This is a genomic window from Streptomyces sp. NBC_01474, from assembly GCF_035918215.1.
Taxonomy (GTDB): domain Bacteria; phylum Actinomycetota; class Actinomycetes; order Streptomycetales; family Streptomycetaceae; genus Streptomyces; species Streptomyces aureus.
This window is the reverse complement of sequence record NZ_CP109449.1, coordinates 4,471,493-4,496,141: the sequence shown is the minus strand read 5'-3', so window position 1 is coordinate 4,496,141 and position 24,649 is coordinate 4,471,493. Positions and strand designations below refer to the sequence as shown.

Sequence of the window (24,649 nt, the reverse complement as noted above, 5' to 3'; positions counted from 1 at the left end):
ATCTAGAAGAAGCGCGGATCGTCGAAGGCGCCGGACGACAGCAGGAACACGTAGAAGTCGGCGAGCGCGACGCTGATCAACGACGCCCAGGCGAGCAGCATGTGACGCTCATTCAGCTTTCCGACCCACTGCCACATCCGGTAGCGCACCGGGTGCTTGGAGAAGTGCTTGAGCTTGCCGCCGACGATGTGCCGGCACGAGTGGCAGGACAGGGTGTACGCCCAGATCAGCGTGATGTTCAGGAGGAAGACGAGCGTGCCGAGACCCATGTGGCCCCACGCGTACGTCTCGTCGCGGAACGAGAGCACGGTGTCGTACGTGAGGATGCCCGCCACGAGGATCGCCGCGTAGAAGAAGTAGCGGTGGATGTTCTGCAGGATCAGCGGGAAGCGGGTCTCGCCCGTGTACTTCTTGTGCGGCTCGGCGACCGCGCAGGCGGGCGGTGACGCCCAGAACCCGCGGTAGTAGGCCTTCCGGTAGTAGTAGCAGGTCAGCCGGAAGCCGAGCGGGAAGATCAGGATGAGCAGCGCGGGGGACAGGCCCCACCAGCCGCCGAATATCTCCCAGTTGGGGCCCGCGTGCATCGGCTTGCAGTTCTCCGCGATGCACGGGGAGTAGAACGGCGAGACGTACGGCGCGTGGTAGTAGTGCGTGTTCGCGAAGGCCCGCCACGTCGAGTAGACGATGAAGGCGAGCAGTCCCGCGGCGGTACTGGCGGGCGCCAGCCACCAGCGGTCGGTGCGCAGGTGCCCGGACGCGATCGCGGCGCGCGTCCTGCCCCGGACGCCGTGCGCGTCCGCTCGGGGATGGGGTTCCGTGCCGGTGGCCAACGAAGCCTCCGCTCAGAGGGTCAGGGGGCGTGCCGGTCCCGGGCGCCGAGTCCTTCGTCGTCCGAGTCGGTCCAGAGCGAGCTGTCGTACGGGGTGTCGGGGACGGGCACGAGCTCGGGCCGGCGCGGTGGCGGCGGAGCGGCAGCAGCCGCCCGCAGCAGCGCGACGCTCTCGCGCAGATGGTCGGCGTCGGTGCGTACGCGCCGTACGTCGAGGCCGCCGTCGAGCTGCCGCTCCAGGCGCCCCACGGTCCGGCACAGCTCGTCGAGGCAGCGCTCGGCTGCCGCCAAGTCGTCGTTCAGGGTCATGACTTGCCCTCGCTTCCGCTGGTGCGGCGGAGATGCTCATGCGCCTGCGAGTGTCGCGCGTCACATCACGCCTTGTGAAGAGATCTGCGCGGATTGCTGGAGTGCGGGGCTTCGTGCGCCCCCTTCCGGGGCGGTGCCTCAGGGGCCGGGCGGTGGGGTTTCGCCGGCGGGTGCGGGGCTGTGGGGGCCTGTCGCACAGCCCCGCACCCCCGGCGGGGGCGTCATTGGGCCGCACGAGTGGGGTTCCGGCACCTCAGCGCCGTGTCTGCGACCGCCTGCTCGAGCCGTCCCCTTCAGTGGGGCGATAGATGTGATCAGCTCCATATACCGCCAAACGTGAACAAACCCGGCCCAGTCCTGGCAAGCGGGCGGCCGGGCTAGCCCCGGAGGTACCCGTGATGTCCCATGACGGCGCCACATCGCGCCCCGCCAGGCGTCCCGCGCGGCGTCCCGTCCTGCGCTCGGCCGCGTTCCTCGTGTCGGGGGCGCTCGCAGTGACGGCGCTGGCCGGGTGCAGCTCGGGCGACGACGAAACAGAGTCCAGCAGTGCGGCCGCCGCCCAGGACATCGCGCCCGCTGCCCGCGGCGACATCGCCGACGGCGGCACCCTGCGCTGGGCGGTCGACGCCCTGCCGGTGACCCTCAACTCCTTCCAGGCCGACGCCGACGCGGGCACGTCCCGCGTCGCCGGCGCCGTGCTGCCCTCGATGTACCGGCTCGACAACCAGGGCAGGGCGGTGCGCGACCCGGACTTCCTGGAGAAGGCCGAGGTCATCGAGAGCGAGCCCAAGCAGGTCGTCCTGTACAAGCTCAACCAGCAGGCGGTGTGGAGCGACGGCCGCGAGATCGGCGCCGCCGACTTCGCCGCCCAGTGGCGCGCCCTGTCCGGCAAGGACTCCGCGTACTGGACGGCCCACAACGCGGGCTACGACCGCATCGAGAAGATCGAGCGCGGCAAGAACAACCTGGAGGTGCGGGTCACCTTCGCGAAGCCGTACGCGGACTGGCGTTCGCTGTTCTCGCCGCTGTACCCCAAGGACGTCATGGGGACCCCGGACGCCTTCAACGAGGACGCCCGGCGCAAGCTCAAGGTCACCGCCGGCCCCTTCTCGGTCAAGAAGATCGACCGCGACGCCAAGGACATCACGCTGGTGCGCAACCCGCGCTGGTGGGGCCGCCAGGCCAAGCTGGAGCAGCTCGTCCTGCGGGCCGTGCCCCGTAAGGACCGCGCCGACGCGCTCGTCGCGGGGAAGGTCGACCTCGCCGCCGTCGACCCCGAAGACGCCTCCCGCATCTCCCTCGCCGACCGCGACAAGGGCACCTCGGGCCCGCTCGCCCACGGCCCCGGCGCGCTCACGCCCGCCCAGTCGATGCGGTCCTGGGCCGTCGCGCACAGCGACGACGAGGACGCGGCCGGCGCGGAACTCGACGCCCGCGCGAAGACTCGCAAGGCTGCCACCAAGTACAAGAAGGAACAGTCGCGCCTGGAGGACTACGTCGTCCGCAAGTCCCTCGAACCCGCCTTCACGCAGCTCGCGCTGAACGGCTCCGAGGGGCCCCTGGCCGACGAGCGGGTGCGCCGCGCCGTCGCCCGCGCGATCGACCGCAAGAAGCTCGCCGAGGTCGTCCTCAAGCCGCTCGGCCTGCCCGCGCACCCCGTCGGCAGCCATCTCGCCCTCGCCGGGCAGCAGGCGTACGCCGACAGCAGCGGTGCGCTCGGCGGCCAGGACACCACCGAGGCCCGGGCGCTGCTCGCGGACGCGGGCTGGGTGTCGGGCGGTCCCCTGAAGAAGGAGACCGCGACGGCGAAGCCGAAGACGGCCGGCAACGTCTCCGGCAGCGAGGGCAAGAAGAGCAAGGCGGGCACGGAGGGCGAGAAGGGTGCCGCCTCCGACTCGGACGACGGCACGGGCATCGTCGGCGAGAGCGACCAGAAGCCGGGCGACCGGCAGCCCCCGCTGCTCGACCCCGCGCGCACCGCCGCGTACCAGCACGCCGCGCTCCTGCGCCAGGCCGACGCGCGGAAACTGCGCGAGGCCGACAAGGAGAAGAAGCACGCGGATCAGTACGCGAAGGAGGCCGCCCAGGGGGGCGCCCCGGGCGCGTACGCCCCGAAGGGGACGGCCGCACCGGCCGGTGCCCCCGCCGGGCCGCTCGCCAAGGACGGCAAGCCGCTGACGCTGCGCTTCGTGCTCCCGTCGGGCCCCGGCTCGGACTCACTGCGCGCGGTCGCCGACCGGATCTCGCAGATGCTGGAGAAGATCGGTATCCGCACGGAGACGTCGAAGGTCGCCGACGCCAGCTACTTCAAGGACCACATCGCGTCCGGGCAGTACGACATGGCGCTCTACTCGTGGCCCGTTTCGGCCTTCCCGGCCACCGACGCCCGCCCGATCTACGCCAAGCCGGTGCCCGCGGCGGACGGCTCGCTCACGGTCGAGCAGAACTACACCCGGGTCGGCACGGACCACATCGACCAGCTCTTCGACCAGGCGATCGGTGAGCTCGACGAGGGGGAGGAGCGCTCCCTGGTCAAGCAGGCCGACGCCCGTATCTGGGCCGCAGCAGGATCGATTCCTCTCTACCAGCGCCCCGAGCTCGTGGCCGCCCGTCGCGGCGTCGCCAACGCGGGAGCCTTCGGCTTCCAGGAGCCCGACTACGAGGACATCGGCTTCCTGAAGCCGGGTGCGCGTCCGGGTGCCGAGCCGAACGCCTCCGGCAAGGCGAGCTCGTCCGCGGACTCCTCCGCGAGCCCGTCCGGGAAATCGTCCGGGAGGCCGTCGGAGAAGCGGTCGGAGAAGCCCTCCGAGTAGCCCTCCGAGTAGCCCTCCGAGAAGTGACGCACATCGCACCCTGAGTGGCCCTGAGAGCCGCTGGGAGATCGCCCCCAAGATCGCCCAGCTCAGATCTCGCTCAAGTCGCTTGCCCGCCGGTCCCGCCGGCGGGCAAGGTTCGTATCACCACTGACCTGCGGTTTCCTCGGGGCGCCCCCCACGCCTCTCCGCGGCGTTCACTCACTGTGCACCCTTGACCCCAGAGCCCCAGAAGGCCTACTCGGCCGAAGCCCCGTACGATGGGGTGAGGCCGTGGCGTGTCCAGCCCGGCAGGGCGCGTGTACGAAGAGACGTACGCGCAGCCGTCCACTCACTCCGGGAGTACGCCGCAATATGGCCACGCGCCACGACATCCGTAACGTCGCCATCGTCGCCCACGTCGACCACGGCAAGACCACGCTGGTCGACGCCATGCTCAAGCAGGCCGGCGCCTTCGCGGCGCACGCCGCCGAGTCGCTCGACGACCGCATGATGGACTCGAACGACCTGGAGCGTGAGAAGGGCATCACGATCCTGGCCAAGAACACGGCGGTCAAGTACCACCCGAAGGATGGCGGCGACGCCATCACGATCAACATCATCGACACCCCCGGCCACGCCGACTTCGGTGGTGAGGTCGAGCGCGGCCTGTCGATGGTCGATGCGGTCGTGCTGCTCGTCGACGCCTCCGAGGGCCCGCTGCCGCAGACCCGCTTCGTGCTGCGCAAGGCGCTCTCGGCGAAGATGCCGGTCATCCTGTGCATCAACAAGACGGACCGCCCCGACTCCCGGATCGCCGAGGTCGTCGACGAGACGTACGACCTGTTCCTGGACCTGGACGCGGACGAGGACCAGATCGAGTTCCCGATCGTCTACGCCTGCGCCCGTGACGGCGTCGCCTCGCTGACCAAGCCCGAGGACGGCACCGTCCCGCAGGACAGCGAGAACCTCGAGCCGTTCTTCAACACGATCCTGTCGCACGTTCCGGCCCCGGAGTACGACGAGGACGCCCCCCTCCAGGCGCACGTCACGAACCTGGACGCCGACAACTTCCTCGGCCGTATCGCGCTCTGCCGTGTCGAGCAGGGCGAGCTGCGCAAGGGCCAGACGGTCACGTGGATCAAGCGCGACGGCACGATGTCCAACGTGCGTATCACCGAGCTTCTGATGACCGAGGCGCTCACCCGCAAGCCGGCCGAGATGGCGGGCCCGGGCGACATCTGCGCCATCGCCGGTATCCCGGACATCATGATCGGCGAGACCCTGGCCGACACCGAGAACCCGATCGCGCTGCCGCTCATCACGGTCGACGAGCCGGCCATCTCGATGACCATCGGTGCGAACACCTCGCCGCTGGTCGGCAAGGGCGGCAAGGGCCACAAGGTCACGGCCCGCCAGATCAAGGACCGCCTCGACCGCGAGCTGGTCGGTAACGTCTCGCTCCGTGTCCTCGACACCGAGCGCCCCGACGCCTGGGAGGTCCAGGGCCGTGGTGAGCTCGCGCTCGCCATCCTGGTCGAGCAGATGCGCCGCGAGGGCTTCGAGCTGACCGTCGGCAAGCCCGAGGTCGTCACCAAGCAGGTCGACGGCAAGACGCACGAGCCGATCGAGCGCATGACGATCGACTCGCCGGAGGAGCACCTCGGCGCCATCACGCAGCTCATGGCGACCCGCAAGGGCCGCATGGAGACCATGACGAACCACGGTTCGGGCTGGGTCCGCATGGAGTGGATCGTCCCGTCCCGCGGCCTCATCGGCTTCCGCACGGAGTTCCTGACGCAGACCCGCGGCACCGGTATCGCGCACTCGATCTTCGAGGGCCACGAGCCGTGGTTCGGCGACCTGCGCACCCGTCACAACGGCTCGCTCGTCGCGGACCGCGCGGGCACGGTGACGCCGTTCGCGATGGTCAACCTCCAGGAGCGCGGTGTCATTTTCACCGAGGCCGGCACCGAGGTCTACGAGGGCATGATCATCGGTGAGAACTCGCGCGCCGACGACATGGACGTGAACATCACCAAGGAGAAGAAGCTCACCAACATGCGTGCGGCTTCCGCGGACACCACGGAGAACGTGGTGCCCGCCCGCAAGCTCTCGCTCGAGCAGTCCCTGGAGTTCTGCCGCGACGACGAGTGCATCGAGGTGACCCCGGAGACGGTCCGTATCCGTAAGGTCGTCCTGGACCAGAAGCAGCGCGGCCGCACGGCCTCGCGCGCCAAGAACGGCTGATCCGGCGACAGTTGGGCCCGGGCTCCCCTTCGGGGGGTCCGGGCCTTTGTCGTATGTCCTGCGCCGGGAGGTCCGGGCAGGAGTTTTTACAGGATCGATGCCCGCACCAGGTGGTACTTCACTACCCTCGTGGCATCCTGGACGCGTTCCCGCGCGATCCACGCGCGTTGATCCGCCCGCTGAGAGTCTTCCCACAGCCCTGCGCAAGGGCTCGTGATGTGCAACTCGTTTTCCAGAGGCGACTGTCCGGAATCCGGACCCCATTGACCGATAGATGTGTAACGAGTCCGTTTCGCAGGGATCTATCTAGGATCAGTTTGTCCGGATTTTGGGCTAAGTACGCATCAGGTGTGATCGAACCGAGACCAAAAGACTGTGGTCGGCCCGATTCTGATGCCAGATAGTTGAGCGCGTAGAGCTCGGGTCAATGGGTCACGCACTGTGGGGAGTGCCGACTCGCGAGCACACTGAGGCACTTTCAATCCTCGCCGTCAGGGGTGTCGGTCAGGTGGCATGTGCCTCCACTTGTAGTGAACAAAAGTGGACTCATGAGGAGGAACCCATGCGAGGTGCCACAAGCGCCATATGGGTCGCGTCGTCCCCGATGGCAGGTACAGGACTCGCGGGCAGTAGCTCCGTGGTCGGCACGGCGCTCAAGCGCCGCGACAGTCTCTGACGGCAAGGCCTGCCCTGTCGGGTCAGGTTCCCCCGGGGTGAGTTCACCCCAGTCGTAGCTCAACCGCGCGCATCCGGCCTTGGGTTGCCGTGTACCGCCCGTAGGTCGTCGTACCCCCTGGTGGCAATCCAGCTGGAGTGGCGTACGCCGTGCGACGGCCGTCGGTCCGGTGCTCCGTCCCACAGGGAGGAGCCCGCCGTGTGCCGACGACCTCCAACACCTGTGAAATGGACGAATCATGACGAGTCCAATCGAGATTGAGGGCGCCGAGACCTCTTCCGCCTTGGACAAGGACAGCGCGCCGCAGGCTGACGCGAAGGAGCCCAAGAAGCTCGAGGGGCGCAGCCCCGGACAGCTGATGTGGCGTCGCTTCAAACGGGACAAGACGGGCGTCGTCTCCGCCTTCATCGTCCTGTTCTTCTTCCTGATAGCCGCGCTCGCGCCGCTCATCTCGAAGGTGTACGGCAAGGACCCGTACACCTTCTACGGGCAGGACGACCCCACACTCCTCAACGAGTTCAACCTGCCGGCCGGTCCCAACGGCGGCATCTCGCCGGAGCATTGGTTCGGCATCGACCCGAACTACGGCCGCGACGTGTTCTCGTACCTGCTCTACGGCATGCGTACGTCGCTCTACACGGCGCTGCTCGCCACGATCGGCATCGTCATCGTGGGCGTGCTCATCGGTCTCGTCTCCGGGTACTTCGGCGGCAAGATCGACTACTGGCTCGGGCGGCTGACCGACTTCATGCTCGCCCTGCCCAGCCAGCTGTTCATGGTCGCGGTGATGCCCGTCGTGGTCACGGTGTTCGTGGCGCCCGACGAGGAGACCCCGGTCTACATCCGCTTCCTCGCCATCCTCGGCGTGATGTGGCTCCTCACCTGGATGAGCCTGTCCCGCCTGGTGCGCGCCGTCACGCTCTCCCTGCGTGAGCGCGAGTTCGTGGAGGCGGCGAAGGTCGCGGGGGCCTCGCCCTGGCGGATCATCCGCAAGGAACTGCTGCCCAACCTGATCACGCCGATCATCGTGCAGGGCACGTACCTGCTCCCCAGCACCATCCTCTCGGTCGCCTTCCTGTCCTTCGTCGGTGTCGGGTATCAGGACCCGACCCCCGACTGGGGCCTGATGTTCGCCACCGGCGCGAACATCTACGAGCAGGACCCGACCTACATGTTCTTCCCGGGTGTCGCCATGGTCGTCTTCTTCGTGGCGTTCAACCTCCTCGGGGACTCCGTCCGGGATGCGTTCGATCCCAAGACGGGCCGCTGAACCCAGCCCATCCCGAGGGGGAGCTGCCACCCGGGCGCCGGCCCACACCGGATGCGCCAGGCAGCACCAAAGGATCACTACTCACAGGCAGGTGGATCTAACTCCATGAGCATCCTTCGTACGCGCACGGCGCAGGCAACGGTCGTCGCGGTGACCGCCGGCGCGCTGGCACTCACCGGCTGCAGCAGTGGCAGCAAGAGCTCCGACAAGCCCGCGGGCAAGTCCCAGAAGGACGCCCTCGCGCAGGCCAAGCCGGTCGTCATGGGCACCGCCCAGCAGTCCGTCGGCCCCGCCAAGGAGGTCCCGGGCGCCCGTAAGGGCGGCACCGTGCAGGTCTACCAGGAGACGGACTTCTCCCACCTGGACCCGGGCCAGATCTACGTCTCCGACGGCGGTCTCCTCTCCAAGCTCCTCTACCGTGGCCTGACCACGTACGTCGAGGACGACAAGGGCAACTCGACGGTCGTCGGCGACCTCGCCACCGACGCGGGCAAGTCCTCGGACGGCGGCAAGACCTGGACCTACACGCTGAAGGACGGCGTGAAGGACCAGAACGGCAACGTCATCACGTCGCGCGACATCCGCCACACGTTCGAGCGCATGTACGCCTCCTTCGAGACGGACGGCCCGAGCTACGTCCAGCAGTGGCTGTCCGGCACGGGCACCAAGTACCGCAAGGCGTACGCCGGTCCGTACAAGGGCAAGCACCTGCCCGACTCGGTCCTCGCGACGCCGGACGACAAGACGATCGTCTTCCACTTCCTGACGCCGCAGACGGACACTCCGCAGGCGATGGCGATGGCCGCCTACTCGGTCGTTCCCGAGAAGACGGACACCAAGGAGAAGTACGACCAGGCGCCCGTGGCGACCGGTCCGTACAAGATCTCGGACTACAAGTCCGGCAAGAGCATGAAGCTGGTCCGCAACACCAACTGGGACGCCAAGACGGACCCGATGCGTCACCAGTACGTCGATGGCTTCAACATCGACTACAACCAGGACAAGGCCACGCAGACCAAGACGATCCTGGCCGACCGCGCCGAGGCCAAGAACGCCATCATGTTCACCGGCCAGATCGACGCCACCCAGCTGCAGAAGATCACCACCGACAAGGCGGTCATGAAGCGCACGGTGCAGGGCTACGCCCCGTACGTGTGGCAGCTGAACTTCAACATGGACCGCGTGAAGGACAAGCGCATCCGTGACGCCATCGCCCTGGCGATGCCGGCCTCCGCGGCCGGCCGCGCCGACGGCGGTGCCTACGGCGGCGAGCCCGCGACCAGCCTGATGTCGCCCACCACGCCGGGCTACGACAAGACCTTCGACCCGTTCGGCCGGGCCAAGAAGCCGAACGGTGACATCGCCGCGGCGAAGAAGCTGATCGACGAGGCCGGCGCCAAGGGCAAGAAGCTCGTCTACGCGTACGCCAACACCCCGGTGCGTACCACCCAGGCGAACCTCATCATCAACAACCTGAAGAAGATCGGCCTCGACATCCAGAAGAAGGAAGTCGACGCCGCGACCTGGTACGAGCAGATGGGCAAGGTCAAGAACGGCTTTGACCTCTACATGACCGGCTGGGGTCAGGACTGGGCGTCCGGCAACACCGTCTTCCCGCCGTCCTTCGACGGTGCGCAGATCCAGGACGGCTCGTCGAACTACTCGCACACGAACGACAAGCACGTGAACGACGAGATCGCGCGCATCCAGAAGATCACGGACACGGCCGAGGCGGCCAAGGAGTGGGAGAAGCTCTCCCAGTACATCACCACCAAGATCAACCCGGCTGCCCCGATCTACTACACCAAGGTGTTCCAGATCGCCGGTTCCAACGTCGGTGGCCTGCGGTACTCGACGGTGACGAGCTACACCGACCCGACCGCGGTCTTCCTCAAGAAGTAGTCAGTACAAGGCAGTTCCCGGGGATGAGGGCGCGGCGGTGCCCTCATCCCCGGGTCGCCGGCTCCCTCCTGGCCTCCCACCGCCGCCGTCCTGAGAGCAGCTCATTGCCATGCTTCGATTTCTCATACGCCGGACGCTCGGCGCAGCACTCATCCTTCTGCTGATCAGCGCCTTCACGTACTTCATGTACTTCGCCATCCCACAGGACCCGGCGACGCTCGCATGTGGCAAGAACTGCACTCCGGATGCGCTGGCGCTCATTCACAAGAACCTCGGCCTCGACAAGCCGGTCCCCGTGCAGTACTGGGACTACCTCTCCGGGATCTTCGTCGGACGTGACTTCGCGGTGGGCCACTGCCCCGCACCGTGTTTCGGCGTCTCGTTCCGGAACAACCAGATGGTGTGGTCCACGATGATGGACCGTCTCCCGCTGACGGTTTCCCTCACCTTCGGCTCCCTCGTCGTCTTCCTGTTCGCCGGTCTCGGCGCCGGCCTGATGGCCGCCCGCTTCCGCGGCACCTGGCTCGACAAGACCTTCAGCGGCGCCTCGCTGGTCACCAGCTCGTTCCAGATCTACTTCATCGGCCCGGTCGTCATGGGCCTCCTGGTCTTCAGTACCGGCTGGCTGGACAAGCCCAACTACGTGCCGATCAGCGAGAACCCCTGGGGCTGGTTCATGGGCCTGCTGATCCCCTGGATCGTCATGGCCACCATCTTCACGGCCAACTACACACGTATGGCCCGCTCCTCGATGATCGAGCAGTTGCAGGAAGAGCACGTCCGAGCCGCCAAGGCCAAGGGCATGAGCGCTCGTTACGCCTTCTTCCGCTACGCCTGGCGCGGCTCGCTCATCCCGATCATCACCATCCTGGGCATGGACATCGGCGGTCTGCTCAGCGGTGGCATGGTCACCGAGCTGACCTTCGGCCTCGCCGGCATCGGCCGCCTCGCCCGTGACTCGGTCATCGGCAAGGACCTCCCCGTCCTCATGGGCGTCATGATCCTCAGCGCCGCTTTCATCATCGTCTGCAACATCGTCGTGGACGCTCTGTACGCCGTCGTCGACCCGCGCGTGCGTCTGTCCTAGGAGAACGACCGTGACCACACTCACCAAGACCGAGGACGCCCCGGCCCCCACCGGCGGCGACGCGTTCCTCTCGGTACGCGACCTGAAGGTGCAGTTCTCCACCGAGGACGGCATCGTCAAGGCTGTGGACGGGCTCTCCTTCGACATCGAGCGCGGCAAGACGCTCGGCATCGTCGGCGAGTCGGGCTCCGGCAAGTCGGTGACGAACCTGACCGTGCTCGGCCTGCACAACCGCAAGAGCACCCACGTCGAGGGCGAGATCCTCCTCGAGGGCAAGGAACTGATCACCGCCACCGAGCCCGAGCTCGAAAAGCTCCGCGGCAACAAGATGGCGATGATCTTCCAGGACTCGCTGACCGCCCTGTCCCCGTACTACACGGTGGGCCGGCAGATCTCCGAGCCGTTCCGCAAGCACACCGGGGCCAGCAAGAAGGAGGCCCGGGACCGGGCCATCCAGATGCTGGAGAAGGTGGGCATCCCCCACCCCAAGCAGCGGGTGGACGACTACCCGCACCAGTTCTCCGGCGGTATGCGCCAGCGCGCCATGATCGCCATGTCCCTGGTCTGCAACCCCGACCTGCTGATCGCCGACGAGCCGACCACCGCGCTCGACGTGACCGTCCAGGCGCAGATCCTCGACCTGCTCAAGGACCTCCAGCAGGAGTTCGGCTCCGCGATCATCATGATCACCCACGACCTCGGTGTCGTGGCGAACATGGCCGACGACCTGCTCGTGATGTACGCGGGCCGGGCCGTGGAGCGGGGCTCCGTGCGCGAGGTGCTCAAGTCGCCCGAACACCCCTACACCTGGGGGCTGCTCGGCTCCATGCCGCGCCTCAACTCGGACGTCGACGAACCCCTGCTGCCGATTCCCGGCTCGCCGCCGTCGCTGCTGAACCCGCCGAGCGGCTGCCCCTTCCACCCCCGGTGTGCGTTCACCGACAAGGTGGCAGGCGGCAAGTGCAAGGGCGACCGGCCCACGCTGCCGGACGGCCGCGGCTCTGCCTGCCACCTGACGGCAGATCAGAAGCAGCAGGTGTTCATCGAGACGATTCAGCCCCGGCTGGGCTGAGCTGAAACCGGCGACTGGGGCATGACCATGAGCGAGAACAACCAGACCACCACAGCGGTCGCGGAAGCGATCCCGCAGCAGCGGGACGCGGACAGCACACCGCTCCTCCAGGTCAAGGACCTGAAGAAGCACTTCCCGATCAAGGGCGGCTTCCCGATCCGGCGGACCATCGGCGCCGTCAAGGCCGTCGACGGCGTCTCCTTCGACGTCTTCCGCGGCGAGGCCCTGGGCCTCGTCGGCGAGTCCGGCTGCGGCAAGTCGACGACGGGCCGTCTGCTGACCCGCCTGTACGAGCCGACCGACGGCACGATCACGTACAACGGCCAGGACATCAGTACGGCCAACCGCAAGCAGCTGGCGCCCATCAGGTCCGAGATCCAGATGATCTTCCAGGACCCGTACGCGTCGCTGAACCCGCGACAGACGGTCGGCTCGATCATCGCCGGGCCGATGGAGATCAACGGCATCAACCCGCCCGGCGGCCGCGAGGCGCGCGTGCGGGAACTCCTTGAGATCGTCGGCCTGAACCCGGAGCACTACAACCGCTTCCCGCACGAGTTCTCGGGCGGCCAGCGGCAGCGCATCGGCGTGGCCAGGGCCGTGGCCCTCGAGCCGAAGCTGATCGTCGCGGACGAGCCGGTCTCCGCGCTCGACGTGTCGATCCAGGCCCAGGTCGTCAACCTGCTGCAGAAGGTGCAGCGGGAGATGGGCATCGCGTTCGTCTTCATCGCCCACGACCTGGCCATCGTGCGGCACTTCTCGCAGCGCGTCGCGGTGATGTACCTGGGCAAGATCGTGGAGATCGCCGACCGCGACTCGCTCTACAACCGCCCCCGTCACCCGTACACGCACGCGCTGATGTCGGCCGTGCCGGACGCGGACATCGACGCGGTGAAGAAGGAGCGGATCCGCCTGGAGGGCGACGTCCCCTCGCCGATCTCGCCGCCGTCCGGCTGCCGCTTCCGCACCCGGTGCTGGAAGGCGCAGGACAAGTGCGCCACGGAGGAGCCGCCGCTCGTCCAGATCTCCGGCAGCCGCGAGGGTCACCTCACGGCCTGTCACTTCCCGGAGGACCCGACGACGGAGGACCGCGGCGAGGACATCGTGCTCGACCCGGCCCTCGCGGCCCTCGAGGGCGAGTCCGGCGCGAACGCCTGACCGCGTCCACGCTTCGACCGGCCACGGCCCGACACCGGTGACACACCGGTGACGGGCCGTCGGTGTATCCCGGGCCGGCGGTCGTGGCGGCCACGGTGCGGGCGATGATCCAGGAACGAGCAGGCGAGGGAGAGGGGCCGCAATGCTGGACGACCTGGAGGCGCGGTGCGCGCAGGCCATGGCGGAGCACGGGTGCCCGTCCGTCTCGGTCGCGGTCGCGGTGCACGGCGAGGTGATCCTCGCCCAGGCTTACGGGCTTGCCGACACCGGCGCGGGGATCCCCGCCACCGCGCACACCCCGTACGCCCTCGCCTCCGTCACCAAGCCGGTCACGGCCGCGGCGGTCTGCGTCGCGGCCGACGAAGGGCTGCTCGACCTGGACGCGCCCGGCCCGCTCGGCGCGACCCCGCGTCAGCTCCTGCGGCACCGGGGCGGGCTCGGCGCGCACTACGACTTCCACTACGGCGAGGAGGGCGAGCCGGCCGTGGACGTGGAGCCGTACACGCGGCTCCACCGCGCGCCCGGCTCCGGCTTCGAGTACGCGAACCTCGGCTACCGGCTCCTCGGCCGGCTCCTGGAGGAAGCCACCGGACAGGACCTCGCCACATACGCCCGGGAGCGGGTCCTCGGGCCGCTCGGGCTCGACGGCTTCCGCATCGCCACGGTCTGCCCGGGAGCCGCGACCCGCTACACCCCCGACGGGCGGCCCTACCCGGAAGGCCTGCGCACCAGCCATCCCGGCGCCACGCTCGGCTGGGCGACGGCCCCTCAGCTCGCCCTCTTCGCCCAGACCTGGCCGCGGCTCCTGAAGTCGGAGACGGCGGCCGCGGTCCTCGACGCCGTCCCGATCGGCGAGCACCTCGGGTACGGCCTCGGCTGGTGCGTCTCGCGCGGCGAAGGGCCCCTCCTGGTGAGCCACGGCGGCGGCATGGGCGGCGTGGCCGCGATGGCGGTGTCGGCGCCGGAACTCGGCCTGTCCGTGGCGGTCCTGACGAACACGACGGCGAAGGCGGCCCGCGACGCGGTCGTCGACCACGTCCTCGGCGAGCTCGTACCCGGCTTCGCTCCCGAACTGATCTCACCGGTGTTCTCCGTGCCCGCGCGCCCCTTGACCCTGAAGGAGGGGGAGTGGGCGGGCCACGCCTCGACACCGGAGGGCGAGATCCCGCTGCGGCTACGGATCCTGCCGGGCGCCCGCGCCGAACTCACCACCGGCGGCGAGACCGCCACCGCCCCCGTCGGCGCCACGGCCACCCTCGCGCTGCGAGGCTCCTTTCCCGTACAGCTGCCGACCGCCGACGCGAGGGTCGGCAGTCCGGTGCTCGGTCTGGAACTGCGTCTGGACGAGGGCCGTCTGGCCGGGGTGGCCCGTGTCTACAAGGAGGGCGACCGGGAGGGACTGCTCGGCAACCTGCTGACCCACCCGTGCGAACTGGGGCTCGTACGGCCGGGCTGAGAGTGCGTTATGTGTCGATACGGACGATATTTGGGCCTAAGTGCCGTAAGGCGCCGACCCAGAAGCACTCCGAGGAGGCACTCCATGCGTGGAGCCACGCACGCCAAGTGGGCCGTATGCGCGGTGGCCGTCGCTCTCGCCGCGACGGCCTGTGGTGGTGGGGGCAGCAGCGGCGGCGGTGGCGGCAACGGCTCAGGGATCGTCCGTTCGTCCTGGGGTGACCCGCAGAACCCGCTCGAGCCCGCGAACACGAACGAGGTCCAGGGCGGCAAGGTCATGGACATGGTCTTCCGTGGCCTGAAGCGCTACAACTCGAAGACCGGCGCCGCAGAGGACATGCTCGCGGACAAGATCGAGACGACGGACTCGATCAACTTCAAGATCACGGTCAAGGACGGCTGGACGTTCTCCAACGGGGAGAAGGTCACCGCGCAGTCCTTCGTGGACGCCTGGAACTACGGCGCGAACCTGAAGAACAACCAGAAGAACGCCTACTTCTTCGGCCAGATCGACGGCTACGACAAGGTCCACCCCGACTCCGGCACCCCGAGCGCCACCAACCTGTCCGGGCTCAAGGTCACCGGCCCCCTCACCTTCTCGGTCAAGCTCAACCAGAAGTTCTCGCTGTGGCCGGACACCCTCGGCTACGCGGCCTTCGCCCCGCTCCCCAAGGCCTTCTTCGACAATCACGCCGCGTGGGTGAGCAAGCCGGTCGGCAACGGCCCGTACACGATCGACAACTACACCAAGGGCTCGCAGATGTCCCTGCGCAAGTGGGACGCCTACCCGGGCACCGACAAGGCGCAGAACGGCGGCGTGGACCTGAAGGTCTACACCGACAACAACACGGCGTACACCGACCTGACGGCCGGCAACCTCGACCTCGTCGACGACGTCCCGGCCTCGCAGCTCAAGAACGTCAACGCCGACCTCAGCGGCCGGTACATCAACACCCCCGCCGGCATCATCCAGACGCTCGCCTTCCCGTTCTACGACCCCGCGTGGAACAAGGCGGACAGCGACAAGGTCCGCAAGGGCCTGTCGATGGCGATCAACCGCAAGCAGATCACCGAGACGATCTTCCAGAAGACCCGCACCCCGGCCTCGGACTGGACCTCGCCGGTCCTCGGCAAGGACGGCGGCTTCCAGGACGGCCTGTGCGGCGGCAGCTGCGACTACAACCCCACCGAGGCCAAGAAGCTGGTCCAGGAGGGCGGCGGCATCCCCGGCGGCCAGGTGAAGATCGGCTACAACGCCGACACCGGCAGCCACAAGGAGTGGGTCGACGCCGTCTGCAACAGCATCAACAACGCGCTGGGCAACGACAAGGCCTGCGTCGGCCTGCCCACCGGCACCTTCGCCGACTTCCGCAACAAGATCACGCAGAAGAAGATGACGGGCCCGTTCCGCGCAGGCTGGCAGATGGACTACCCGCTCATCCAGAACTTCCTGCAGCCGCTGTACTACACCAACGCCTCGTCCAACGACGGCAAGTGGTCCAACAAGCAGTTCGACAAGCTCGTCGACCAGGCCAACGCCGAGTCCGACCGCGCCAAGGCCGTCAAGATCTTCCAGCAGGCCGAAGGCGTCGTCAGGGACAACATGGCGGCCATCCCGCTCTGGTACCAGAACGGCAGCGCCGGCTATTCCGACAAAGTCTCCAACGTCGCCCTCAACCCTTTCAGCGTTCCGGTCTACAACGAGATCAAGGTCAGCTGACGCCCGGGGAGCGGCAGTCCGGGGCCCTGAAGGGCGGCCGCTCCCCCCGATTCGGGAGCCCGTATGGGACGTTATGTGATCAGGCGTCTGCTGCAGATGATCCCGGTCTTCTTCGGCGCGACGCTGCTCATCTTCCTGATGGTCAACGTGATGGGCGACCCCATCGCGGGACTGTGCGGCGAGAAGCAGTGCGACCCCGCCACGGCCGCTCAGCTGGAGAAGGAGTTCGGCCTCGACAAGCCCGTCTGGCAGCAATACCTGACGTACATGGGGAACGTCTTCACCGGCGACTTCGGCACCGCGTTCAACGGCCAGAAGGTCACCGAACTGATGGCGGCCGCCTTCCCCGTGACGATCCGCCTGACCATCGTGGCGATCCTCTTCGAGATCGTCATCGGTATCTCGCTCGGCGTCGTCACCGGCCTGCGCCGCGGCCGTCCCATCGACACCAGCGTGCTGCTGCTCACCCTGGTCGTCATCTCCGTCCCGACCTTCGTCACCGGTCTGCTCCTCCAGCTCCTGCTGGGCGTCGAGTGGGGGATCATCAAACCCGCGGTGTCCACGGAGGCGACGTTCTCCGAACTGATCGTCCCCGGCCTCGTGCTCGCCTCGGTCTCCCTCGCGTACGTCACCCGGCTCACCAGGACCTCGATCGCCGAGAACCGCCGCGCCGATTACGTCCGAACGGCCATCGCCAAGGGCCTGCCGCGCCGTCGCGTCATCGTCCGGCACCTGCTGCGCAACTCGCTGATCCCGGTCGTCACCTTCATCGGCACCGACATCGGCGCCCTGATGGGCGGCGCCATCGTCACGGAGCGGATCTTCAACATCCACGGCGTCGGCTACCAGCTCTACCAGGGCATCGTCCGGCAGAACACCCAGACCGTCGTCGGCTTCGTGACCGTACTCGTCCTCGTCTTCCTGGCGGCCAACCTGATCGTCGACCTCCTGTACGCCGTACTCGACCCGAGGATCCGCTATGCCTGAACCCGAGCCGCCGGAGCCCTACTCGTCGGGCGGGGGCCGCGTCCCGGAGGACGGCGGAGCCATTGCCGCGACGGGCGCGGGCGGCGCCATGGACCTCGCCACGAGCGAGGGGACGACCCTGGAGCAGCGGCCATCGGCCGCCGCCGGCGGACGGGCTCCTGGCGGCCCCGAAGGCACGGGACCCGCGGGCAAGCCGAGAAGCCTCTGGTCGGACGCCTGGCGCGATCTGCGCCGCAACCCGGTCTTCATCATCTCGGGCCTGGTCATCGTCTTCCTCGTGGTCATCTCGATCTGGCCCTCGCTGATCGCCTCCGGCAACCCGCTCTCCTGCGACCTCGCCAAGGCCCAGGAGGGCTCCCAGCCAGGCCACCCCTTCGGCTTCGACGGCCAGGGCTGCGACGTCTACACGCGCACCGTGTACGGCGCCCGCGCCTCCGTCACCGTCGGCGTCTGCGCCACCGTCGGCGTCGCCCTCCTCGGCAGCGTCCTCGGCGGGCTCGCCGGTTTCTTCGGCGGGGCGTGGGACGGGATCCTGTCCCGCATCACCGACGTCTTCTTCGCCATCCCCGTCGTCCTCGGCGGCCTGGTGCTCCTGTCCGTGGTCACCAGCTCCACCGTCTGGCCGGTCATCGGGTTCATGGTGCTGCTCGGCTGGCCGCAGCTCTCCCGCATCGCCCGCGGCTCCGTCATCACGGCCAAGCAGAACGACTACGTGCAGGCGGCGCGGGCGCTCGGCGCCTCCAACTCCCGGATGATGCTGCGGCACATCCTGCCCAACGCGATCGCGCCGGTCATCGTGGTCGCCACCATCGCGCTCGGCACGTACATCTCCCTGGAGGCGACGCTCTCGTACCTAGGCGTCGGCCTGAAGCCGCCCACCGTGAGCTGGGGCATCGACATCTCCTCGGCGTCGCAGTACATCCGCAACGCCCCGCACATGCTGCTCTGGCCCGCCGGCGCCCTCGCGATCACCGTGCTCGCTTTCATCATGCTCGGCGACGCGGTGCGCGACGCCCTCGACCCGAAGCTGAGGTAGGCGCCCATGCTGCTCGAAGTGCGCGATCTGCACGTGGAGTTCCGGACGCGCGAGGGGATCGCCAGCGCCGTCAACGGCGTCAGCTACACCGTCGACGAGGGCGAGACCCTGGCCGTGCTCGGCGAGTCGGGGTCCGGCAAGTCCGTGACCGCCCAGGCGATCATGGGCATCCTCGATGTCCCGCCCGGGAAGATCGCCGGCGGCGAGATCCTTTTCCAGGGCACGGACCTCCTCAAGCTCAAGGAGGACGAGCGGCGCAAGATCCGCGGCGCGAAGATGGCGATGATCTTCCAGGACGCGCTCAGCTCCCTCAACCCCGTGCTGTCCGTGGGCGAGCAGCTCGGCGAGATGTTCACCGTCCACAAGGGGATGTCCCGCAAGGACGCCAAGGCCAAGGCCATCGAGCTGATGGACCACGTCAGGATCCCCGCCGCCAAGGAGCGGGTCGGCCAGTACCCGCACCAGTTCAGCGGCGGCATGCGCCAGCGCATCATGATCGCGATGGCACTCGCCCTGGAACCGGACCTGATCATCGCCGACGAGCCCACCACCGCCCTCGACGTCACCGTCCAGGCCCAGGTCATGGAGCTGCTCGCCGAACTCCAGCGCGAGCTCAGGATGGGCCTCATCCTCATCACGCACGACCTCGGCGTGGTCGCCGACGTCGCCGACAAGATCGCCGTCATGTACGCGGGCCGCATCGTCGAGACGGCGCCCGTGCACGAGATCTACAAGGCGCCCGCCCACCCGTACACCAAGGGCCTGCTCGAATCGATCCCGCGCCTGGACCAGAAGGGCCAGGAGCTGTACGCGATCAAGGGCCTGCCGCCCAACCTGATGCACATCCCGCCCGGCTGCGCCTTCAACCCGCGCTGCCCGATGGCCCAGGACGTGTGCCGCGCGGACGTACCCCCGCTCTTCGAGGTGAGCCCCACGCGCCGGAGCGCCTGCTACTTCTGGAAGGAGACGCTCGATGGCTGACCTGGCGAAAGAGGCACGCGGCGCCGCCCCCGTGCCGGCCGGCGAGCCGATCCTGGAGGTCAGCGGGCTGGTCAAGCACTATCCGCTCACCCAGGGGATCCTGTTCAAGAAGCAGATCGGCGCGGTCAAGGCCGTCGACGGCGTCGACTTCGTCCTCGGCCAGGGCGAGACCCTCGGCATCGTCGGCGAGTCCGGCTGCGGCAAGTCGACCGTCGCCAGGATGCTGGTCAACCTGGAGCGGCCGACCGCCGGACAGATCAAGTACCGGGGCGAGGACATCACCAAGCTGTCCGGGCGTGCCCTCAAGGCCGTACGCCGCAACATCCAGATGGTGTTCCAGGACCCGTACACGTCCCTCAACCCGCGCATGACGGTCGGCGACATCATCGGGGAGCCGTACGAGATCCACCCCGAGGTCGCGCCCAAGGGCGACCGGCGCCGCAAGGTGCAGGACCTCCTGGACGTCGTCGGGCTCAACCCGGAGTACATCAACCGGTACCCGCACCAGTTCTCCGGCGGCCAGCGCCAGCGCATCGGCATCGCGCGCGGCCTCGCCCTGCGCCCCGAGATCATCGTCGCCGACGAGCCGGTCTCCGCGCTCGACGTCTCCGTGCAGGCGCAGGTCATCAATCTGCTCGACAGCCTCCAGAACGAGTTCGACCTCTCGTACGTCTTCATCGCCCACGACCTGTCGATCGTGCGGCACATCTCCGACCGGGTCGGCGTCATGTACCTCGGGCGCATCGTCGAGATCGGCACCGACGAGCAGATCTACGAACACCCCACGCACCCCTACACGCAGGCGCTCCTGTCCGCCGTGCCCGTCCCCGACCCGGAGGCGCGCGACCACCGCGAGCGGATCATCCTCACCGGCGACGTGCCGTCCCCGGCCAACATCCCCTCCGGCTGCCGCTTCCGTACCCGCTGCTGGAAGGCGCAGGAGCGGTGCGCACTGGAGGTTCCGGCGCTCGCGGTGCCCGCCGTGTTCCGCATCGGGGACTCACCGGCGAAGCACGACTCGGCCTGCCACTTCGCCGAGGAGAAACACGTCGTCCCCACCGAGTAGGCGTACGTGTCGCGACAAATGCGCATCAACTTCGTTAACACACAGGCAACTTGGCCGTCGCGGCACCGATATACGAACGCGTCAGGCTGAACAGCGTACGGCCGTGCGGGTGCCGTGGACCGGCCGGGGCGCGCCATGTCGCCCCGGCCGGTCGCCTTTCTAGACCAGTCCCAGCGAGCGCTTCAGGAAGTCCACCTGGAGCAGCAGCAGGTTCTCCGCGACCTGCTCCTGCGGCGTCATGTGCGTCACGCCCGACAGCGGCAGCACCTCGTGCGGGCGGCCCGCGGCGAGGAGCGCCGACGAAAGCCGCAGGCTGTGCGCCACCACGACGTTGTCGTCGGCCAGGCCGTGCACGATCATCAGCGGCCGGTGCTGGCCCGCCGCCTCGGCCAGACCGTCGTCGGTGACCAGCGAGTTCTTCGCGTACACCTGCGGCGAGGCCTTCGGGTCGCCCAGGTAGCGCTCCGTGTAGTGGGTGTCGTAGAGCCGCCAGTCCGTGACCGGGGCGCCGGCGATGCCCGCGTGGAAGACGTCCGGGCGGCGCAGGACCGCGAGCCCCGCCAGATAACCGCCGTACGACCAGCCGCGGATCGCCACCCGGTTCAGGTCGAGCGGGAAGGCGTCGGCCAGCGCGTGCAGCGCCGTGATCTGGTCGTCGAGCGTGAGGGTGAGGTCGTCGCGGACCGCCTTCTCCCGGGCGGGGGAGTGGCCGGGGGTGCCGCGGCCGTCCGCGACGACCACCGCGAAGCCCTGGTCGGCGAACCACTGCGACGTCAGATGCGGATTGTGCGCGGCGAGCACCCGCTGCCCGTGCGGGCCGCCGTACGGGTCGAGCAGCACCGGCAGCGGCCCGTCCCCCTGCTCGTACGAGGAAGGGAGCAGGACGGCGCACGGGATGCCGGCCGCCTCCGTGAGCGTCAGACGGGGGCTCAGCGAGGGGCGCTCGGCATGCGAGGCGACCGTCGCGATCTGCTTGCCGTCCCGCATCACCCGCACCCGGGTGCCGGGCTCGTCGGTGCGCGCGGACGCCAGGACGGTCACGCCGCCCGCGCGCACCGCGGAGTGCACGCCCGGCTCGTCCGAGACGCGCTCCACGCCCAGCTCGTTGACCCGGTACACATGCACCTCGCCGGTCTCCCGGTCCCGCGCCGCCGAGCCCGCCGACGCCGAGATGAGCACGTCGCTCTCACCCACGTCCAGGACCGCCCGCACGTGCAACTGCGGCCCGGTCAGGGGCCGTTCGCCGACCGCGAGGACCCGCGCCCCGCCCTCGTCCGCGATCCGCACGAGCTGCCCGCTCGGTGACCACGACGGCACACCGGGGAACAGCTCCAGCCACTGCCCGTCCTCGTCGGCGTGCACCATCCGCGTCGAACCGTCCTCGAGGTTCACCGCGAGATACAGCTCACTGAGCTGGTCACGGGCCTGTACGAGGATCAGCGGCGCCCCGTTGGCCGACCAGTGCACCCGCGCCAGATACGGATACCGCGCCCGGTCCCACGACACCTCGGTGCGCGACCCGTCAAGGCCGATGACGAAGAGCCGCACCTCCGCGTTGGGCGTGCCCGCCGCCGGGTACGCGTTGCGGGCGGGCTTGCGGTCCGGGTGCGCCGGATCCGCGATCCACCAGCGCCGCACCGCCGCGTCGTCCGCCCGGGCCACCAGGAGCCGGTCCGAGTCGGGCGACCACCAAAAGCCCCGGGAGCGGCCCATCTCCTCGGCCGCGATGAACTCCGCGAGCCCGTACGTGACGGTCGAGGCCTCGTCCTCGCCCGGATCGGCGAGGGCCCGGTCGCCCTCGCCGTCGGCGCCGACCACGCGCAGGGCGCCCCCGGACACGTACGCGACATGGCGGCCGTCCGGCGAGGGGCGCGGGTCGATCAGCGGACCGTGACGTGCGGGCTCGCGGAGTTCGCGGGTCGTGCCCGCGCGCAGCTCCGCGGTGAACAGCCGTCCCGACAGCGCGAACGCGGCCAGCTCCACGGCCGCGTCCGTCGCATAGGCGACGATCCCCGCGGCGCCCTCGCGGCTGCGCTCGCGGCGCGAGCGCTCCTCGTCCGACAGGTCCTCCTCGGCGCCGCCGAGGAGGACCCGCGGATCGGCGGCGATCCGCTCCTCGCCGGACGTCACGTCCAGGACCCACAGCGCGTTCGCCCGATCGGTACCGGATCCGGACCGAAGGAAGGCGACGCGCTCGCCGTCGGGCGCCACCGTGAACGCCCGTGGTGCGCCGAGAGTGAAGCGCTGGGTGCGGGCGTGCAGGCGCGGAAAGGAGAGAGGCTCGGTGGTCATCCCCCGACCCTATGGGGCCGTGCCGTCGTGCGCCCCCCTTGCTGCCATGCACCGACTCATGCGTCGGGACGGATAGTTATGATCCATAGCGCTGCGTGGGTAAGAATCGCTCGGCTGCCGCGTGGCGTACGGCAGTTGGACTCGGATCAAGGGAGGTGGACCGCTGTGGCACTCTCGATTTCGGCAGTGGTGCTGTTCGCGATCATCGTCTTCATTCTGATCAGGAAGTCGGGTCTGAAGGCCGGACACGCGATCGTCTGCGTCCTGCTCGGGTTCTACCTCGCCAGCTCCTCCATCGCCCCCACCATCAGCGAGCTCACGACGAACGTCGCGGGCATGATCGGCGGGATCAAGTTCTAGTCGCGCCGTCGGGAGTCCTAGGCTGGGGCGCATGACGGAACTGCCCGACCGGCGTCTGCTCCTCGTGCACGCGCACCCCGACGACGAGTCGATCAACAATGGCGCCACCATGGCCAAGTACGCGGCCGACGGTGCCCACGTCACCCTGGTGACCTGCACCCTCGGCGAGGAGGGCGAGGTCATCCCGGACGTCCTCGCGCACCTCGCCCCGGACCGCGAGGACATCCTCGGCCCGCACCGCATCGGCGAGCTCACCGCCGCCATGAAGGAGCTCGGGGTCACCGACCACCGCTTCCTCGGCGGCCCCGGACGCTTCCGCGACTCCGGGATGATGGGCGCCGAGCAGAACGACCGGCCGGGCGCCTTCTGGTCCGCCGACCTGGACGAGGCCGCCGCGTATCTCGTCGAGGTGATCCGCGAGGTCCGTCCCCAGGTCCTCGTCACCTACGACCCGGACGGCGGCTACGGCCACCCCGACCACATCCAGGCCCACCGCGTCGCCATGCGCGCCGCCGAACTCGCGGCCGAGCCCGCGTTCCGCCGGGACCTGGGGGACACCCACACTGTCGCGAAGATCTACTGGAACCGTGTGCCCAGGTCCGTGGCCGAGGAGCGCTTCCGGTGGCTGGCCGGTGTCCTCGGCTCGACCCCGTACGAGACCGCGGCCGAGATCGGCGACGTGCCGGGCGTCGTGGACGACGAGCGGGTCACCGCAGAGATCGACGGCAGCGCCTTCGCCGGGGCCAAGACCGCCGCGATGCGCGCCCACACCACCCAGGTGGAGATCGCACCCGGCGGCGAGCCGGTCTTCGCGCTGTCGAACGGCCTCGCCCAGCCCGTCTTCGACATGGAGTATTACGAGTTGGCGCGGGGCGAGGCAGAGGCGCCGTACGAGACGGACCTGTTCGCGGGAGTGGTGGCGTGATGAGTGGCGCAGGCAAGTCGGGCAATCCGGCCAAGTCCGGCCGGGCGGCGGCGTCGAGCGGCGTCGCCAAGAGCGCGGGCGGCCCGCCCGTCCGGCCGGCGGCGACCGGCCTCGACGCCGGGCACGTCGCCGTGCTGGCCGGGCTCCTCGTGCTCGGCGCGCTCGTCGGTGTGGCCGGTTCCCTCGTCCAAGGTGGCCTGTTCCCGGGCGGGTTGCTGCTCGCGCTGCTCGGGGCGGCCGGCGCGTTCCTCGGCGGGGCGCGGTTGACGGGCACCAGGGGAGGCGCCGTCGCACCGGCCGTGGGCTGGGCCGTCGCGGTCATCCTGCTCACGGCGAGCCGGCCCGAGGGCGACTTCCTCTTCGGTGCGGGAACCGGCTCCTATCTGTTCCTTCTCGGCGGGATGGCCGTCGCTGTGATGTGCGCCACCCTTGGTCTGTCGCAGCAACCACCGGGCCCCGCCGCCCGACTTGGGAAGTGACGT

The 24,649-nt window shown here is 69.0% G+C and carries 19 protein-coding genes; 16 read left to right on the top strand and 3 right to left on the bottom strand.

Annotation, left to right across the window (positions count from 1 at the left end; all coding sequences use genetic code 11):
- Positions 1-2: 2 nt before the first annotated feature.
- Positions 3-830: a hypothetical protein gene (locus OG758_RS20510; RefSeq protein WP_326711343.1), complete on the bottom strand. Its 828-nt coding sequence runs from the start codon at positions 828-830 to the stop codon at positions 3-5.
- 20 nt (positions 831-850) lie between these two features.
- Complete coding sequence (locus OG758_RS20505) at positions 851-1,138, bottom strand: hypothetical protein (protein ID WP_266560558.1); 288 nt, start codon at positions 1,136-1,138, stop codon at positions 851-853.
- Positions 1,139-1,536: 398 nt separating this feature from the next.
- Here OG758_RS20505 and OG758_RS20500 point away from each other — a divergent pair, with 398 nt between their 5' ends.
- The 13 genes from OG758_RS20500 to OG758_RS20440 all read left to right on the top strand — a co-directional run bounded on the left by OG758_RS20500 (position 1,537) and on the right by OG758_RS20440 (position 20,590).
- Positions 1,537-3,951, top strand: coding sequence for an ABC transporter family substrate-binding protein (locus tag OG758_RS20500; RefSeq protein ID WP_326715974.1), 2,415 nt, complete (start codon positions 1,537-1,539; stop codon positions 3,949-3,951).
- A 354-nt stretch (positions 3,952-4,305) separates the two neighbouring features.
- Positions 4,306-6,180: a translational GTPase TypA gene (typA, locus tag OG758_RS20495; protein WP_326711342.1), complete on the top strand. Its 1,875-nt coding sequence runs from the start codon at positions 4,306-4,308 to the stop codon at positions 6,178-6,180.
- A gap of 914 nt (positions 6,181-7,094) precedes the next feature.
- Positions 7,095-8,126 (top strand): ABC transporter permease, encoded by a 1,032-nt coding sequence (locus tag OG758_RS20490; RefSeq protein ID WP_326711341.1) that lies wholly within the window; start codon positions 7,095-7,097, stop codon positions 8,124-8,126.
- Positions 8,127-8,231: 105 nt separating this feature from the next.
- Positions 8,232-10,028 (top strand): ABC transporter substrate-binding protein, encoded by a 1,797-nt coding sequence (locus OG758_RS20485; protein WP_326711340.1) that lies wholly within the window; start codon positions 8,232-8,234, stop codon positions 10,026-10,028.
- Positions 10,029-10,137: 109 nt separating this feature from the next.
- Positions 10,138-11,115, top strand: coding sequence for an ABC transporter permease (locus OG758_RS20480; protein ID WP_326711339.1), 978 nt, complete (start codon positions 10,138-10,140; stop codon positions 11,113-11,115).
- Positions 11,116-11,125: 10 nt separating this feature from the next.
- Complete coding sequence (locus OG758_RS20475; RefSeq protein ID WP_326711338.1) at positions 11,126-12,187, top strand: ABC transporter ATP-binding protein; 1,062 nt, start codon at positions 11,126-11,128, stop codon at positions 12,185-12,187.
- A gap of 27 nt (positions 12,188-12,214) precedes the next feature.
- On the top strand, positions 12,215-13,345 hold the full coding sequence (locus tag OG758_RS20470; protein WP_326711337.1) for an ABC transporter ATP-binding protein: 1,131 nt from the start codon (positions 12,215-12,217) through the stop codon (positions 13,343-13,345).
- Between the two features lie 142 nt (positions 13,346-13,487).
- Positions 13,488-14,801 (top strand): serine hydrolase domain-containing protein, encoded by a 1,314-nt coding sequence (locus OG758_RS20465; RefSeq protein WP_326711336.1) that lies wholly within the window; start codon positions 13,488-13,490, stop codon positions 14,799-14,801.
- An 84-nt stretch (positions 14,802-14,885) separates the two neighbouring features.
- Positions 14,886-16,520: a peptide ABC transporter substrate-binding protein gene (locus OG758_RS20460; RefSeq protein WP_326711335.1), complete on the top strand. Its 1,635-nt coding sequence runs from the start codon at positions 14,886-14,888 to the stop codon at positions 16,518-16,520.
- A gap of 63 nt (positions 16,521-16,583) precedes the next feature.
- A complete protein-coding gene (locus OG758_RS20455) occupies positions 16,584-17,507 on the top strand; it encodes an ABC transporter permease (protein WP_326711334.1) in 924 nt (307 codons plus the stop codon).
- On the top strand, positions 17,500-18,543 hold the full coding sequence (locus tag OG758_RS20450) for an ABC transporter permease (RefSeq protein ID WP_382060832.1): 1,044 nt from the start codon (positions 17,500-17,502) through the stop codon (positions 18,541-18,543). The genes OG758_RS20455 and OG758_RS20450 overlap by 8 nt, the downstream gene beginning before the upstream one ends.
- Positions 18,544-18,549: 6 nt before the next feature.
- Positions 18,550-19,524 (top strand): ABC transporter ATP-binding protein, encoded by a 975-nt coding sequence (locus OG758_RS20445; protein ID WP_326711333.1) that lies wholly within the window; start codon positions 18,550-18,552, stop codon positions 19,522-19,524.
- Complete coding sequence (locus OG758_RS20440; RefSeq protein ID WP_326711332.1) at positions 19,517-20,590, top strand: ABC transporter ATP-binding protein; 1,074 nt, start codon at positions 19,517-19,519, stop codon at positions 20,588-20,590. The genes OG758_RS20445 and OG758_RS20440 overlap by 8 nt, the downstream gene beginning before the upstream one ends.
- 159 nt (positions 20,591-20,749) lie before the next feature.
- Here the strand turns inward: OG758_RS20440 and OG758_RS20435 are convergent, their stop codons facing one another.
- Entirely contained in the window at positions 20,750-22,882 is a 2,133-nt protein-coding gene (locus tag OG758_RS20435) for a S9 family peptidase (protein ID WP_326711331.1), read from the bottom strand.
- 165 nt (positions 22,883-23,047) lie between these two features.
- Here OG758_RS20435 and OG758_RS20430 point away from each other — a divergent pair, with 165 nt between their 5' ends.
- Genes OG758_RS20430 through OG758_RS20420 form a run of 3 tightly spaced genes read left to right on the top strand, consistent with a single transcriptional unit; the run spans position 23,048 to position 24,646 of the window.
- Positions 23,048-23,242, top strand: coding sequence for a hypothetical protein (locus tag OG758_RS20430; RefSeq protein WP_100596611.1), 195 nt, complete (start codon positions 23,048-23,050; stop codon positions 23,240-23,242).
- Between the two features lie 31 nt (positions 23,243-23,273).
- Complete coding sequence (gene mshB / locus OG758_RS20425; protein ID WP_326711330.1) at positions 23,274-24,167, top strand: N-acetyl-1-D-myo-inositol-2-amino-2-deoxy-alpha-D-glucopyranoside deacetylase; 894 nt, start codon at positions 23,274-23,276, stop codon at positions 24,165-24,167.
- Positions 24,167-24,646 carry a DUF6113 family protein gene (locus OG758_RS20420; RefSeq protein ID WP_326711329.1) on the top strand — a complete coding sequence of 160 codons (480 nt, stop codon included), beginning with the start codon at positions 24,167-24,169 and terminating at the stop codon, positions 24,644-24,646. The genes mshB and OG758_RS20420 overlap by 1 nt, the downstream gene beginning before the upstream one ends.
- Positions 24,647-24,649: the final 3 nt, after the last annotated feature.

Excerpts from the sequence above, each read along its gene's own strand:
- OG758_RS20505 (WP_266560558.1), bottom strand. The coding sequence starts at position 1,138 with ATGACCCTGAACGACGACTTGGCGGCAGCCGAGCGCTGCCTCGACGAG.
- OG758_RS20500 (WP_326715974.1), top strand. The coding sequence starts at position 1,537 with ATGTCCCATGACGGCGCCACATCGCGCCCCGCCAGGCGTCCCGCGCGG.
- typA (WP_326711342.1), top strand. The coding sequence starts at position 4,306 with ATGGCCACGCGCCACGACATCCGTAACGTCGCCATCGTCGCCCACGTC.
- OG758_RS20490 (WP_326711341.1), top strand. The coding sequence starts at position 7,095 with ATGACGAGTCCAATCGAGATTGAGGGCGCCGAGACCTCTTCCGCCTTG.
- OG758_RS20485 (WP_326711340.1), top strand. The coding sequence starts at position 8,232 with ATGAGCATCCTTCGTACGCGCACGGCGCAGGCAACGGTCGTCGCGGTG.
- OG758_RS20480 (WP_326711339.1), top strand. The coding sequence starts at position 10,138 with ATGCTTCGATTTCTCATACGCCGGACGCTCGGCGCAGCACTCATCCTT.
- OG758_RS20470 (WP_326711337.1), top strand. The coding sequence starts at position 12,215 with ATGAGCGAGAACAACCAGACCACCACAGCGGTCGCGGAAGCGATCCCG.
- OG758_RS20465 (WP_326711336.1), top strand. The coding sequence starts at position 13,488 with ATGCTGGACGACCTGGAGGCGCGGTGCGCGCAGGCCATGGCGGAGCAC.
- OG758_RS20460 (WP_326711335.1), top strand. The coding sequence starts at position 14,886 with ATGCGTGGAGCCACGCACGCCAAGTGGGCCGTATGCGCGGTGGCCGTC.
- OG758_RS20455 (WP_326711334.1), top strand. The coding sequence starts at position 16,584 with ATGGGACGTTATGTGATCAGGCGTCTGCTGCAGATGATCCCGGTCTTC.
- OG758_RS20450 (WP_382060832.1), top strand. The coding sequence starts at position 17,500 with ATGCCTGAACCCGAGCCGCCGGAGCCCTACTCGTCGGGCGGGGGCCGC.
- OG758_RS20445 (WP_326711333.1), top strand. The coding sequence starts at position 18,550 with ATGCTGCTCGAAGTGCGCGATCTGCACGTGGAGTTCCGGACGCGCGAG.
- OG758_RS20440 (WP_326711332.1), top strand. The coding sequence starts at position 19,517 with ATGGCTGACCTGGCGAAAGAGGCACGCGGCGCCGCCCCCGTGCCGGCC.
- OG758_RS20435 (WP_326711331.1), bottom strand. The coding sequence starts at position 22,882 with ATGACCACCGAGCCTCTCTCCTTTCCGCGCCTGCACGCCCGCACCCAG.
- mshB (WP_326711330.1), top strand. The coding sequence starts at position 23,274 with ATGACGGAACTGCCCGACCGGCGTCTGCTCCTCGTGCACGCGCACCCC.
- OG758_RS20420 (WP_326711329.1), top strand. The coding sequence starts at position 24,167 with ATGAGTGGCGCAGGCAAGTCGGGCAATCCGGCCAAGTCCGGCCGGGCG.